Below are 15,601 nucleotides of genomic sequence, written 5' to 3' on the forward strand. Positions count from 1 at the left end.
CGTAGATGAAAGGTTTTTTAATGGAATCGATTAATTTTAATTTTTTTTATTATTTACGGGTTACTGAATAAATCGTTTCTAGGTTTCCAAAATAAAATCACTAGGAAGGGTGTGATTAAATGAAAGATTTAAATGAAAGTAAAGTAGAGCATTGGCTAGGATTCATTATAATGGGTTGTTTTGCTTGGGCAACGTATTTTCATTTTCAACGTTTTTTCATTAAGTTTGTTGAAGCATTTGCGAATCTTCCTCTTTGGTGGTTTTTAATTGTCTTTCCTTTGTTTGCAATGTCTGTGGTTTGGGCGATTAATTTAGAGGACTCTGAAATGAAAGAACTCGAAACAAACATTCGTTATAATCAAAAAATAATGACAGATTATGAGCGTTGTTTACGGTTAATGCATTATGACATTAAGCAAATTCCATCGATTCAGTTTAGGGCTTACTGTGCTGATTTGCTTCGGTTAATGCAGTATAAAGATGTGAGAATTGATCAAATTGGTTTAAGCGACGAAAGAGGGATTAGTGCCATCACTCCATCGGGAAATAAAATTTATATCTTATGTCAGCACAATGGGCTAGATGAAGTCATTACTGAAGAAACGATTGAAGCCTTACATGAGGTAATGCTTGCAAGTGATATTAAAGAAGGATTATTTATCACAACAACTTCTTTTACTTCAGCTGCGCTTGACTTAGCAAAAGCTCATCAAATTAATTGTATAGATGGTGAAGGTTTAGATAAACTCATTGTACTTGCCACTCGAAAAGCGCAGGATCCCTTAATAAGACAAATGTTAAGTTAGTAATTTACACTGATTTCGATAAACCTTTGGTGTAACTCCGGTTACTTTTTTAAAGGATTTAGTGAAATAGCTTTGATCAGTAAAGTGAAGAAGAATTGAGATTTCTAAAATAGAGTGTTCAGAAAGAATCAGTAATCGTTTAGCTTCTTCTATTTTTTCCATAAGAATGAACTCAGAGATGGTTAAATTCATCTCTTTTTTAAATAGTCGAGAAAGATAGCTTGGATTGAAATGTAGATTTTCACAAATATCAGTGAGCGAGATATTTTGATAAAGATTTTTTTCAATATAAAAAATAGTATCTGAAATAGGACGAGAAATTTTCGTTTTGTTGATTTGTTTCATTTGAGAAGTAATATCCATTAAGATGGTTATTTTTAATTGATTGAGCTGATGAATCGTTGAGGTTTTTTGAATTTGATTTAAATAATAAGTAATTAGCTTGTAAGCTAGCGCGGTAGGTAATCCACCTGTGATGGCACTTCGAATGGAAAGCACCATTAAAGTCGTTAACATCGCTTGTAAAATTTGAATAGGATTTTCATTTAAGTAATCAATGGTTGATTGATTAGGAACTAATTTATCAATGATTTCAATGAGCTTATCAGTATTTCCGTGCTTAACATAAGATAGTAACTCTCGTTCATAATAAAGTGGAATAAAAGGACCATCAATATGGTCATGGATACGAAGGTGAGTAAAATCTGTTTGAAACTTATCTTCAATCTCTTCAAACATTTCCGTGCTATAAAAGTTAGCTTCTAAAACAGCTTCAAATGATAATTCTTTTTGATAAAGTAAATAGTAAATCAACATCGCTTGATGAATGAGTTGATTCAATGAGGTGTTTTCATAACTGATAGGACCGACAATAAAAGTACCGATCAGTTTATTTTTTTTAATGTAATGAATGATAATGAAGCTTTCGCTTAGAGAGTGAAGTTTGATTTGAGGAGTGGAAATCGGATGATTGAAGTCGATCTCGTTTACTATTTCATGATTAAAGACAGTATTTGAAGTTAAATCTTTATAATCTGAATTAATCATAGTAACGGATTGATTTAACGTTTTTTCAATTAGCATTTTGATGTAAGCGATTTGGTCTAATGAATTGTCGTAATTCGTCATATACTCTCCTTTTTGCGTCAAAATAATTATAAAAAAGTCATAATTATACTAAATATTATTAATCATAAATGATAATATAATTCAGGCTCAAATGCAAATGATTGAGCTTTTTTTATGGCTCTTTCATTAAAAATTAGCGTTTAATTAGGAGGGTATATAGATGATGCAAGATAACATATTAGGAACTGAAAAGATTTCTAGATTATTTCTTAAGTTTTCAATTCCTGCCATTTTATCATTAACCATTACTGGGGTTCAAAGTATGATCGATGGAGTCTTCTTAGGAAACTTTGTTGGAACAAATGCGATGGCTAGTGTAAATATTGCGGCTCCATTTATGCAATTAATGATTGGAATGAATTTAATCATTGGAATCGGTGGTGTAAGTTATATTGGGCGAAGTTTAGGTGAAGGTGAGATTAAACGAGCACAAGATATTTTTAAATCAGCTTGCTTGTTCATGATTGGTTTATCACTTGTGATTTTATGTTTAGGATTTACTTTCAGTGAGCAGTTAGCAAGATTTTTAGGTGCTAATGATGTGTTACTTGCCGATACATCAACGTATATTAAGGTGTTAGCCTTATTTGCACCGTTTATTGGTCTTTCATTTATTTTAGGAATCTTTGTTCGTTGCATCGGAAAGCCAAATGTTTATTTAGTAAGTTCAATTGTCAGTTTATTTGCTAATATTATTTTAAACTATGTATTAATTAAACAACTACAATTAGGTATTGTTGGGGCACCCATTGCCACAGGATTATCGTTTGCGACTTCATTTGTGATTGTAGCGATTCCATTTATGAAAAAATCAACGGTATTAAACTTCTTTACGGGAACATTTAATGCGAAGTATACGACTCAATTATTATATAATGGATCTTCTGAAGGTGTTTCATCACTTGCAGCTGCGATTTCAACATTTGTCTTTAATATGGCATTCATGCAAATTGCTGGTGAAGAAGGGGTATCAGCCTTTACTGCGATTAGTTATATCTCATTATTTGCTTCATTAATTGTTTCTGGTGTATCAGCAGGGATTGGTCCTGTTATTTCCTATAACTATGGAGCTAAGTTACATGATCGTGTTAAAGCAATGATGAATTTATCATGTAAGATGGCCATCATTATGGGAACTTTATTATTTATGTTAATTTTCTTATTTGGTAAATCGTTAATTATGTTATTCGTTAGCGATAATCAAGCGGTTATAGATTTAGCTTTACACGGTTCAAAAATTTATGCATTCACATTCTTCTTTAATGGATTAAATATTTTATTTTCAGGATATTTTACATCAATTGGAGATGCACTATCTTCAATTATCGTAGCGATTTGTCGTGGTATGATTTTTATTCTATTAGGAATTATGACGTTACCACAATTTATTGGAATTAGTGGTGTTTGGATGACTGTTCCAGTCGCAGAAATCTTAACGATTTTAATTGTTGTCTTCTTATTTAAAAAAGACAGTATCAAAACAACAAATAAATTAATGAAAGCTTAATAAAAAACCTCGTCGATCAATTAATCGTCGAGGTTTTTTTGTGTTCGATATTGTGATGGACTGACTCCTTTATGTTTACGAAAAATTTTTGAAAAGGCAAAAGGGTCAGTATAGCCAACACCTTTAGCAATATGTGCAACAGGAAGATTTGTTTGCCTTAAGATTTCACAGGCAATCATCAGGCGATGATTGACGAGATATTCTTGAGGTGAGATGCTCAATTTTTCTTTAAAGATATTTGTGAGATAACTGCGGTTAATTCCAACAAATTCAGCAATATCACTAATTTTAATAGGATTAGAATAATTACTATGGATGTATTGAAGAGACTGTTGTAAGTAAATTTCGCTTCCTTTTGTTTTATAAGGTGATGCGACCTGATGATTAGCTTCTGTTAAAGCAGAAAAGAATTGATAAATAAGCGCTTGGAGTTTTAATTCATTAGCATGGGTATAGCAATCTAACTCTAACATCTGAAAGACGTAATCCTTTAATCGTGAACTATCTTCAAAATTAAAAATTAAGTTGTTTTCATTTAAATTTGCATAATTAAGATAATGTGAGGCTTTAACGCCATTGATTCCGATCCAAATATATTGCCAAGGATGGTTTTGATCGGCTTCGTAATAAGTGATTTTATCAGGTAAAATGAGAAATCCTTGATTTTTCACTAAATGATACGTTTTTCCATTCACGTGATAGGTTCCTTCCCCCTCAAGGATATAGTGAATGAGATATTCCGCACGAACAGCTGGACCAAAGCCATATCCAGGGTGACACTTCTCAAAACCACAATAACATAAAAATAAATCAACGGAGTTTTTTTGTAGTGGCTCAAGATAGGCAAAGGCTTGTTCCTTAACATACTTAACATGGTCCATTTTATTTCCCCCTCAAATAAACACGTAGATGTTGCCTGATTACTTAATTAAAAATAAGCATTTTTCACTTCAAAAAGATAACTAAAATTTTCACTAAACAACAAAAAGATAGCGGTTTCAGTTATTCTCACAATTTAACAGGAATGGCTAACATTAAGCCATGTTTTTCATAGCATAAATATAATATCATAACAGTGTAAACCTTTACAGAGAGTTTTTAATAAAATATTTATAAATGAGATAAATATTTGAGGAGAGATTTAGTAAAAACTTTTTGTATAGCTTTATTTTAGTTAAATAAAAGAATCTGTTCTTTTATTAATTATTTGAGGGGGAATAACAATGAAAAAGAACTTTAAAAAAGTATTAGGAGCAGTGGGATTAACATCAATTTTTGTGTCAAGTCTAGTTGGATGTAGTAATAATAGTGAAGAGGGAACTCCTTCAGGAGGTAATTCAACGATCACTTATTCAATTTGGGATAAAGGTCAAGAACCTGGTATGAGAGCTATTGCTGATGCATTCGAAGCGAAAAATCCTGATATTAAGGTGAATGTAGAAGTGACACCTTGGGATCAATATTGGACAAAACTTGAAGCTGCTGCAACAGGTGGATCAATGCCAGATGTATTTTGGATGCATTCAAGCCAACATATTCGTTATGCTCAAAGTGGAATGTTAATGAATTTAAATGAGGTCATTGAAAATAGTGATGTCTTAGACATGAGTCAGTTTACTGAAGGAATTGTTGATTTATATAACGTTGATGGACAACAAATTGCTATTCCAAAAGATGTATCAACGATTGGACTATGGTACAACAAAACATTATTTGATGAAGCGGGTGTTGAATATCCGAATGAAAATTGGACATGGGATGATTTATTAGAAGCTGCACATCAGTTAACTGATGAAGAAAAAGGAATTTATGGATTAAATGCGCCACTTAATACAGAGGAAAATTTATTTAACTATATTTATCAAAATGGTGGAGACGTTTTGATTAATGATAAAACAGAATCAGGTTATTCATTACCTGAAACACAAGAAGCTTTACAATGGTATGCAAACTTAAGTTTAGTTGAAAAAGTATCTCCATCTCAAACACAGTTTGCTGAAAATGGAAACTCAACTTTATTTACATCTGGAAAAGTGGCTATGGGGTTATTTGGATCTTGGATGTATGCAGAGTTCATTACAAATGAATATACGGCCCAAAATTGTGCTGTTTCAGTGTTACCTGAAGGTCCAGCAGGGCGTGCAACTATTTATAATGGTTTAGGAAATTCAGTTGCTGCTAATACAAAAAATAAAGAAGCAGCGATTAAATTTATTGAATTTTTAGGTTCTGAAGAAGCAAATAGAATTCAAGGTGAATATAAATCAGCCATTCCAGCTTATATTAGTACTCAACAAGCATGGGTAGATGCAACGACTCAAAACAATTTTGAAACACAAGGATTAGTCGATATGTTAGCGTATGGATATATTAAACCATATACAAAAAATACAGCTAAATGGGAAAAAGTAGAGATGGAAGTGTTAAGAAAAGTTTGGTCAGGGGATTTATCAGTTAAAGATGCTTGTGATCAATTAGTTAAAGAAATTAATGCGATTTTAGCAGAAGAACAATAAAAGAGAGTGTATAAGTAGGTAACTGTTCGTAAGGATGGTTACCTCTTAAAAATAAGGGGAGAAGATAGTATGGCGATTGCAATTAAAAAAGCAGACTCAAAGCCTGCTGCTAAATTAAGTAACGCAAAATATAATGAATGGATGTGGGGATATCTATTAGTTGCTCCAACCATTATTGGTTTAATTATTTTGAATTTAATCCCTGTGTTTGAAACATTAATGTTAAGCTTTCAAAAAACAGGAGATTTTGGGGCTCATACGTGGGCAGGACTTGAAAACTATAAGCGATTATTCAATGATCCAGCGGTTTGGCAAGCAACTGGAAATACATTAAAATATGCGGTCATTGTTGTTCCAATTACGGTTGCCTTATCTTTAATTGTTGCAGTGTTATTAAATCAAAAAATTAAAGGAAAAAGTTTATATCGCGTGATTTACTTCTTACCAATGGTCGCTGCTCCTGCTGCAGTCGCTATGGTTTGGAAATGGTTATTTAACTCTGAATTCGGGTTAATTAATTACTTATTACAATTAGTTGGAATTCAAGGACCTCAATGGGTTAGTGATCCTAACTTTGCGTTAATTGCAATTGCCATTGTTGGGATTTGGAGTGCCATTGGTTATAACATGATTTTATTATTAGCAGGACTTCAAGAAATTCCAAAAGATTATTACGAAGCGGCAAGTATTGATGGGGCAGGTCCAATTCGCCAATTCTTTACGATTACGTTACCATTAGTTTCTCCAACGATGTATTTTGTTGTGGTGACAAGCATTATTAGTGCAATGCAAGTCTTTGATACTATTTTTATGATGATTGATAAAACAAGTATGGCTCTTGAAAGTACACAATCGTTAGTTTATTTATTCTATCAACATTCATTTACAGTAAACGATAAGGGCTATGGATCAGCCATTATTATGTTATTACTAGCCATTATTATGATTATTACATTTATTCAATCTAAGGTTGAAAAGAAATGGGTACATTATTAAAATAGGGGGATATCGTCATGAAAAAAATAAAAAAAGGAAATCTTCTTATTCATATTGTACTGATTCTTGGGGCTGTTATTATGATTTTACCATTTGTTTGGATGGTGTTAACTTCATTTAAAACGTTGGCAGAATCGACACAAATGCCACCAAAAATTTTCCCAGAGTCAGTACAGTTGAGTAACTATACAGAGGTAATGCGATTATTACCTTTTGATAAATTTTATATTAATACGATTTTAATGTTAGTTTTCCGTGTGCTTGGATCTGTTTTATTTAGTGCGATGGCAGCTTATGCTTTTGCTCGCTTAGAGTTTCCAGGAAAAAACTTCTTATTCTCACTAGTCTTATTACAAATGATGGTTCCAGGACAGCTGTTTATTATTCCACAGTTCTTATTAATTCAAAAATTAGGACTTTTAAATACGGTAACAGCTTTAGTTATTCCGGGATTTGTGAGTGCGTTTGGAACTTTCTTACTTCGTCAGTTCTTTATGGGAATTCCAAAAGAATTAGAGGAAGCCGCAAAACTTGATGGATGTAGCATTGGTGGAACATTCTTTAGAATTATGTTACCACTAGCGAATTCAGGATTAGTGGCATTAGGAATCTTTACTGCTTTATTTGCGTTTAAAGATTTAATGTGGCCATTAATCGTTAATATGTCAATTGATAAAATGACATTATCAGCTGGATTAGCTTCATTACAAGGACAATTCTCAACGAACTTCCCACAATTAATGGCAGGATCATTACTTGCTATTTGGCCAATGTTATTAATCTTTATCGTGTTCCAACGTCGTTTTATTGAGGGAATTGCGACAACAGGTGGGAAACTATAGTCCATATGAAATAACTTATTAATGAATGAGAGACTAGCATCTTTAGCTAGTCTTTTTATTTTGGATCATCAGTATTTGATCTGAGATTGCTTCAGTATTTAGTTAGAGATTATTGATAATAAATGAAACCTTGAATAGTCAGTGATAAGATAAATCATAGATGATTAAGGAGATGTTAAAATGTTAAGTCAAAAGAGGAGAAAGATTAGGAAAAGTTTTATGTTCTTAATGAACAAACCTGTTAAAGTGTTAGATTTTTAATTTAACTAATTAAAGAAATAGAATTGGTAAAAATTTAGTAAAAAACATTGAATTAACCTAATAGCTATATTATAATCAGTTTGGAAAACGTTATCTAAAATAAAAAGTAGCGTTGAGAGGAGAAAAATATGGGATTTTTAATTGATGAAAAACGTTTAGTTTTTGGTATCGAAACTGCCAAAACGACATATGCCTTCGCGGTAGATAATTTAGGCTTATTACGCCACTTATATTGGGGACCAAAAATCGATGAATTATCAGATTTTGAAGTTCCTGAATTATCAGAGATATCAAGTAATGATCCAATTCTTGATTTAACAGATGAAGAGTATCCGGTATTCGGGGGAATGCGATATAAAGAAAACTGTTTAAAGGTGATTTTCGCTGATCAAACACGTGATATCGAGTATCGCTATATGGGATATACAAAAAATGAAAATGAATTAATCATTCATTTAAAAGATGTTCATTATAACTTTGAGTTTAATTTACATTATAAAGTTTATGAAGCCCAAGACTTAATAGAGCGCACAGTTTCGGTTAAAAATAATATGAAATCTGCTATTGAAATTGAAAAAATTCATTCAGCTCAACTTCATATTCCTTATCAGGATTTAACATTAACATCATCTCATGGTCACTGGTTAGCCGAGCTTCAAGAGTTCAAACAACCATTAGGACAAGGAAAAATTGTGTTAGAAAACCGTCGTGGAATTTCAACACATAATCATAACCCATTTTTTGTTTTAGATCGTCAAGCAACTGAAACAGAGGGAGAAGTGTATTTTGGTGCGTTAAAATTAAGTGGAAACTTCTCAACAATTATTGAGCCACGTCCTTATGGGGGAACATTAGTTCAAATGGGAATTAATCCTCATGATTGTTTAATTACTTTAAAACCAGGTGAAGAGTTTGTAGCACCAGCTATGATTTTTGGTTATACAAATGAAGGATTTGAAGCGATGAGTCACCATATGCATGATTATGCTAAACAAAATGTCCTTCGTGAAGGAGTTCGTCCTGTTCTTTATAACTCATGGGAAGCAACAGAGTTTGACGTTCATTGCGATGAGCAAATTGCCTTAGCTAAAAAAGCAAAAGAAATGGGTGTTGAATTATTCGTTATTGATGATGGATGGTTTGGACAACGCCACAGTGATGCTGATGGATTAGGGGATTGGTATGTCAATGAAGATAAGTTCCCTGAAGGATTAAATCCGTTAATTCAAGCAGTCAAAGAAATGGGAATGATGTTTGGAATTTGGATTGAGCCAGAAATGGTTAACCCACCAACACAATTATTAAAAGATTATCCAGATTGGATTTATCATTTTGAAAATCGTGTGAACGATACCTCTCGTAATCAGATGGTTTTAAACGTAACTTTACCAGAAGTTCAAGAGTTCATTTTCAATATGATCGATGATTTATTATCAAAATATGATATCGACTATATTAAATGGGATGCAAACCGACCAATTTCACAAACAGGTATTTCACGAGATATGTGGATTCGTCACATTGAAGCAGTTTATAACATCGCACGTCGTGTGAAAGCAAAGTATCCTCACTTATTATTAGAGGCTTGTGCATCAGGTGGGGGACGTGTTGATTATGGAATGTTAGAAGCTTCATTCGATGACTTCTGGACAAGTGATAATACAGATGCATACGATCGTTTAACGATTCAAAACACTTATTCATATGTGTATCCAATTAAAGCGATGCGCGCATGGGTAACTGATGCTAATAATCGTTCAACAATTCCATTAACATTTAAATTCCACAGTGCGATGATGGGAACGTTAGGAATGGGATGTAATATCCTAAAATTCACTGAAGAAGAAATGAAATTATCAGCAGAGCTAATCGAAGAATATAAACAAATTCGTGAAGTTGTACAAAATGGTGATTTCTATCGTTTACAACATGCTTCAAGCAATAACTACTATTGCTATGAATACGCTAACGAAACAGAAGCTGCTTTATTCGTATTCTTACCACAAACACAAATTTCTCGTACAGGTGTGCGTATCAAGTTACGTGGATTAGATGCAAAAGCAAAATATGATTTCACATTAGCGGGAACAAACATGCAAAAATCAGGATCATATTTAATGAATCATGGAATTGATGTTAAATTAAGTGGAGATTACGCAAGTACAATTATCAAATTTAAAAAAGCATAATCATTTTTAGTTTAATGAGTAATGAATTCAGACTAAATAAAAAATACAGCTATCACTAGCTGTATTTTTTATTTGGATGAAAAGGGATGATCATTGAGAAGAGAAGATCTTCATAGTTTATCTTAATGCATTAAACCAATCAATCATAAGTCATTTTTATTTAAAATTAGAGTAGGAATGTTGCTAATAGAACATTTGTTATTATCCATTTTGTGGTTTTACTTTAAAGTAAGTAAACTTTTGCTTATTTATGGAGTAAAAAAATACCTTTTTTTACTATAAAGATATTGTAAAACGATTACAAATGTAGTATATTATAAACATGAGAGAGATGAAATCGATTACAACTTAAGAGAGGGACGGGTTGTAAAGAGTAAAAAAGGAGAGTTTAATATGCAATTAACTGCAAAAGCAAAGTACTCTTATGGAATAGGAGCACTTGGTAAGGATTTAGTTTATGGTATTGTAGGTACTTATTTAATGATTTATTTTACTGACGTTGTTGGATTAGCTCCAGCATTTGTTGGAACCTTATTCTTAATTGCTCGCATCTGGGATACAGTCAACGATCCAATGATGGGAATGGTAGTTGACAATACAAAAACAAAATGGGGAAAATTTAGACCATGGATTTTAATTGGAACAATTCTTAATGCTGTGGTACTTATCTTCTTATTTAAAAAGCCAGACTTAGATGGTGTACCATTATATGCATATTTTTCAGTTATGTATATCTTATGGGGAATGACATATACAATCATGGATATTCCTTACTGGTCGATGATTCCATCTTTAACAAATGATAAAGCAGAGCGCGAAAAAGTAGCTGTTATTCCTCGTATCTTTGCTAGTATCGGTGGTTTAACAATCGCAACATTTGGTTTAACGTTTGTTGATACGTTAGGACAAGGAGATAAAGTTAAAGGTTATGCATCATTAGCATTTATTATTGCAATTGTTTTCATTATTTCATCAGCTATTACTTGTATTAATGTAAAAGAACCTTCAACAAAAGAAGCAAAAGATTCTGGTAAAAAAGCTGAACGTGTTACATTAAAACAAACATTTAATATTATTAAACGAAATGATCAATTAAAAGTATTCATCGGAGTTGTATTATGTATGAACTTAATGTTACAACTTTTAGGTGGTATGGCACTTTATTACTTCAAGTATGCGACAGGTAATGAGGGAATGTTTAAAATCTATAATGGATTTGCAGGTTTTGCTGAAATCGGTGGATTATTACTATTCCCAATCTTAGCACAAAAAATTGGTCGTCAAAAACTATTTAAAATTGGATGTCTTGTTCCTGTAATTGGATTACTAGGATTATTAGGATCAGGTATTTTTGCTCCAGATAATGCTTTATTAGTTATTTTATCAGCAATTTTAGTGCGTGGTGGAGGAGGATTCGTCCTAGGTTCTACAACAGTTATGTTAGCTGACGTTGTTGACTATGGAGAATATAAACTTGGAACACGTAATGAAAGTATTATCTTCTCATGCCAAACATTATTAGTAAAATCAGCATCAGCATTTAGTGGATGGGCAATTGGTGTTGGATTACAAATGATGGGGTATGTTGCAAACCAAGAACAATCAGCGACAACAATTTTAGGAATGCGAGGTTTAATGACAGTTGCACCAATCGTATTTATCGTATTATGCTTTGTAATTTACAAAAAATACTACAAATTAAACGGTGACTTCCACGAAGAAGTATTAACAGAATTAGAAGCTCGTAACAACTTAAAAGAATTAGAAGAGCGTCATAGTTCAGCAGCTGGATTAAAAGGAGCAACAGCTCAAGCATAAAAAGATAAGACCTATAAGTCATAAAGACTTATAGGTCTTTTTTTTGTTTACTAAAAAGATTCGTAACATGAATGATTAAGAGAGGGATAGAAAGTGTCGAGAACCACATATGCTTAAAAATAGGAACATATAAATTAAGTATAAGCAATAATAGAGGGGGAACATAATGGCGATAAATATTTTACTATTAACGTGCAGTTTTTAAGAAAAATTTTCCATGTGGTGAAAATACACTGATTCTATGCAATTTTCAATTCTTCAAAAATGGTATTTAACCCTACTCCGGTTTGCGCTTTGATGTAAATGAACTTAACTAATTCCTGTTTTTGTTTTCGTTGGCATTCGCGTAAACTCTCGCCAATACAATCCCCTGTCTTAGTTACACGCTTTAGATACAGGTAAACGAATTGAATCATTAACATCAAACGTTTAATCCCTTTTAATGTTCGAACTTGGTAACGAGCCAATCCAAAGTTTTGTTTCGTTTCACGAAAGAATATTTCAATGGGCCAACGTTTCGTGTAGTGCTTAAGAATTTGTTTAGCAGACAATTTTAAATCATGACTCATAAAACAACGTAAGGCTTTTTCTTCAAGTGGAGCCTTTTGTGGCCAACTCAAAATGATTTTGACGACATGGCCACCTCTCACTCGACCCTCATATGTATAAGTATAATAGGTCTCTGATCCAACTGTGACTAAGTCGAGATCTTTGAGGGATAAGGTGTTCGCAAATGATTTAAGTTGAATCCCTTTCGGACGATAGCCTTTCGGAAGAATGATTCGATTGGTTTTGATTCCTCCTAAGTAATAAAAGCCTAATTGATTAGCGATTTGGAATAAGGTTTCACAAGTATACCAACTATCAGCTAGGATGTATCCTTTATGAGGCGGTTTAGGTAAAGTGGTGAGAATCTCCTTAACGAGTTCAATTTTACTCTGTTTATCTTTCTCATACGGAATGATTTGATACGGTAAGGTGACGTCATCACATTGAAGCATCAGGGTAACAAATTGATGGCCATAGACGTATTGATGATGAAGATGAGAGTAGTGCCAACCACATCCTTGAATAGGATAAGTCGCCTGTGACGAGGGCTTAGTTTTAACACATGTTGTATCATCTACTAATACGTAAATAGGTTTTCCTGTTTGATGTGAACGATTGTAAATGCAAGATAGAAGATAGGATTGAATTTGATTAGAAATCATCTCATCATCCCAGGAACTATCATTTAAAAATCGTCCAAAAGTTGTCCGATGACAATGCTTAACGGCAGAGATTTTGCCCGTATAAGTTTCACTAATCATCAAATTTAGGAAATGGTTAAGATGCCTAAACTGTGGTTTCGATAGAAATAAGTCTAAGTCTAGCCCTTTTAAAAATTTGAAAATTGAATGAGAATCTGATATAATACCTTCCATGAACATTAACTCAATTCCTCCTTGTTAATTGGTTGTGCGAGACTTAATTATACAAGGATTTGAGTTAATGTTTTTTCTTTTTGCATTGGTATTTTATAACTGGAAATTAATTGGAAGTAGTTTTGCACATTAATAGTATTTTAATTAATAAAGGAATCGAATTAACTAAAGGAGAGACCCTTGTTTTAAATACATTGAAGAAAATTTATAAAGATATCGGTTATGAAGTCTACATCTATGTACAAGCAAAAGTCGGAAATAAGCGTCCTGACTTTATTATTATGGATGAAAAAAAGGGGATTTGTATCATTGAGGTTAAAGATTGGTCAGAAAGCTATATTCAAGAGGTTAGTAAGACTAAAGTTTATCTTGTTGATCGAGAGAGTGAAAATCCAACGAAGCAAATTAAAGGATATAAAAATCTTTTACATGCGGTATTAGTCACTCGGGATATTGATTTTATCGATGAAGAAGAGATAAGTATGAGAGTGATTTTTACAAATCTAGATCAACTCTCTCCATCTAATGAAAAGTTACGATTATTGATTGGATCAGAAGTTGGCTATATTTTTAAAAATCATTTAAGCCAGTTAACGATATCAAATTTATTTAATCATGAAGAAATTGAAGAAAAGCTAAAGCTAACAGACTTAAATAAAATTCGAGTCGCATTATTTCCTGAAATCGAGATAATGCGTTTAGAAAAATCAAAAACGAATCAAGACATAAAGGTATTAGATTTTGAACAAGAGGAGTTTGCTAAAAGAATTCCCTTTGGTCATTACATGGTCACAGGCGTTCCTGGAAGCGGGAAAAGTGTTATTTTATTAGCTAGAGCAGTTTACTTAATTAAGGAAAATCCAGATTGGAAGATTCTAATTTTAACGTACAATAAGTCTCTTAGTCATAAACTTAATAGTCAATTAAATCAAATGTCTAAAAATCTTAAAGAAACGGGTATTAATGAGTTGAATCTTGATAATATTACCATTAAAAATTTTCACTCAGAAGTTTCTCAACTCACAGGTTATCACAAAAAACCGCAAGAGATGGATAATGTAACTTGGTTTAGGGACGAATCGGTTAGATTAGCAAGTCAAAGAGCGAAGCCTACTTATGATGCTATTTTAATAGATGAGTATCAAGACTTTTATCTGAACTGGATTTCGTTTTGTTTAAAACTTTGTAAAGAACATTCAGTAGAGGGGAATGAAAAGAAAGTAAAAAATATATTTTTAGCGGGTGATCGACTACAAAGTATTTATAATAGTCATGAAATCAGTTGGAAAGCGATTGGTATTAACATGCAAGGGCGTTCTAAATTCTTAAAGACTTCTTATCGAAGTGCTAGGCAACACTTATCACTAGCTTTAATGTTTTTAAGAAATGACGATCGTCTAAAAAAAGAAGTGAATAACTTTTATATTGATGAACTCAATAATCATGACTTAACTGCTGTTAATGATGGAAGCGTAGAGTTTTTAACTGGAAATCTAGAGATGATAGGAGATAAAATTTGTGAATTAAAGAAACAAGGCTATAAAAACGAAGATTTCTTAATACTTTGCCCAACTAAAAGCTATTGTTACAGTGTAAAAACAAAAAGCGCTAATGAAATTAAATATGAAATGGACTATATCAAAGATATAGAAAGTGATAATCAAAATATTATTTTAACGACGTATCACTCTTCAAAGGGATTAGAAGCTAAGGTTGTTTTTTTAACAGGGATTGATAAGATTTATGTAGGTGAAGATATGAACGATCAGATTAAAAGAAAACTGTTATATGTCGGAATGACAAGAGCATCTGAAAAATTATACATTCATAGCACCTCATCGGATCAGGGGAAATATTTAACGGAATTAAAGAAACTGATTAAAGGTAAGAATTTATAATCAAAATGTTCTTAAACATTAGGATTTTTAAAGTAATTTTTAGGAAAAACCATTTTCGTGTATGAATTTCATCGAATATGTATAAAACCATCACCTTTTTTCCGACATCTGAAGAACTTAAAGAGGAGAAGTGTGTCAAAAAGACGTAACATCAATGTTGTAAACGATTAACTTTTTCGATATTTGGGTCGTTTTGTAAGATGTTAGATTTTCAAA

The 15,601-nt window shown here is 32.3% G+C and carries 11 protein-coding genes; 8 read left to right on the forward strand and 3 right to left on the reverse strand.

Annotated features, from left to right (window positions below):
• Positions 1-119: 119 nt before the first annotated feature.
• Complete coding sequence (locus JRC48_RS00280) at positions 120-806, forward strand: restriction endonuclease (protein WP_235069883.1); 687 nt, start codon at positions 120-122, stop codon at positions 804-806.
• Here JRC48_RS00280 and JRC48_RS00285 read toward each other — a convergent pair.
• Entirely contained in the window at positions 798-1,934 is a 1,137-nt protein-coding gene (locus JRC48_RS00285; protein ID WP_235069884.1) for an AraC family transcriptional regulator, read from the reverse strand. The two genes, JRC48_RS00280 and JRC48_RS00285, sit on opposite strands and share 9 nt — an antisense overlap.
• A gap of 160 nt (positions 1,935-2,094) precedes the next feature.
• On the opposite strand from JRC48_RS00285, the gene JRC48_RS00290 reads away from it, so the two are divergent.
• The gene (locus tag JRC48_RS00290; RefSeq protein WP_235069885.1) at positions 2,095-3,441 is read left to right on the forward strand and encodes an MATE family efflux transporter; all 1,347 of its coding nucleotides are present in this window, start codon (positions 2,095-2,097) and stop codon (positions 3,439-3,441) included.
• 20 nt (positions 3,442-3,461) lie between these two features.
• On the opposite strand, the gene JRC48_RS00295 is transcribed toward JRC48_RS00290, so the two are convergent.
• The gene (locus JRC48_RS00295) at positions 3,462-4,322 is read right to left on the reverse strand and encodes an AraC family transcriptional regulator (RefSeq protein WP_235069886.1); all 861 of its coding nucleotides are present in this window, start codon (positions 4,320-4,322) and stop codon (positions 3,462-3,464) included.
• A gap of 342 nt (positions 4,323-4,664) precedes the next feature.
• On the opposite strand from JRC48_RS00295, the gene JRC48_RS00300 reads away from it, so the two are divergent.
• The 5 genes from JRC48_RS00300 (at position 4,665) to melB (ending at position 12,063) form a co-directional block, all read left to right on the forward strand.
• On the forward strand, positions 4,665-5,957 hold the full coding sequence (locus JRC48_RS00300; protein WP_235069887.1) for a sugar ABC transporter substrate-binding protein: 1,293 nt from the start codon (positions 4,665-4,667) through the stop codon (positions 5,955-5,957).
• 69 nt (positions 5,958-6,026) lie between these two features.
• Positions 6,027-6,953: a carbohydrate ABC transporter permease gene (locus JRC48_RS00305; protein WP_235069888.1), complete on the forward strand. Its 927-nt coding sequence runs from the start codon at positions 6,027-6,029 to the stop codon at positions 6,951-6,953.
• Positions 6,954-6,970: 17 nt separating this feature from the next.
• A complete protein-coding gene (locus tag JRC48_RS00310; RefSeq protein WP_235069889.1) occupies positions 6,971-7,795 on the forward strand; it encodes a carbohydrate ABC transporter permease in 825 nt (274 codons plus the stop codon).
• Positions 7,796-8,184: 389 nt separating this feature from the next.
• The gene (locus JRC48_RS00315) at positions 8,185-10,245 is read left to right on the forward strand and encodes an alpha-galactosidase (protein ID WP_235069890.1); all 2,061 of its coding nucleotides are present in this window, start codon (positions 8,185-8,187) and stop codon (positions 10,243-10,245) included.
• A gap of 393 nt (positions 10,246-10,638) precedes the next feature.
• Entirely contained in the window at positions 10,639-12,063 is a 1,425-nt protein-coding gene (gene melB, locus JRC48_RS00320) for a melibiose:sodium transporter MelB (protein ID WP_235069891.1), read from the forward strand.
• A gap of 239 nt (positions 12,064-12,302) precedes the next feature.
• Here melB and JRC48_RS00325 read toward each other — a convergent pair whose 3' ends face one another.
• Complete coding sequence (locus JRC48_RS00325; RefSeq protein ID WP_235069807.1) at positions 12,303-13,493, reverse strand: transposase; 1,191 nt, start codon at positions 13,491-13,493, stop codon at positions 12,303-12,305.
• 116 nt (positions 13,494-13,609) lie between these two features.
• On the opposite strand from JRC48_RS00325, the gene JRC48_RS00330 reads away from it, so the two are divergent.
• On the forward strand, positions 13,610-15,385 hold the full coding sequence (locus tag JRC48_RS00330) for a nuclease-related domain-containing DEAD/DEAH box helicase (RefSeq protein WP_235069892.1): 1,776 nt from the start codon (positions 13,610-13,612) through the stop codon (positions 15,383-15,385).
• The last annotated feature ends 216 nt before the right edge of the window (positions 15,386-15,601 follow it).

Source organism: Turicibacter sp. TJ11 (genome assembly GCF_021497505.1).
Taxonomy (GTDB): domain Bacteria; phylum Bacillota_I; class Bacilli_A; order MOL361; family Turicibacteraceae; genus Turicibacter.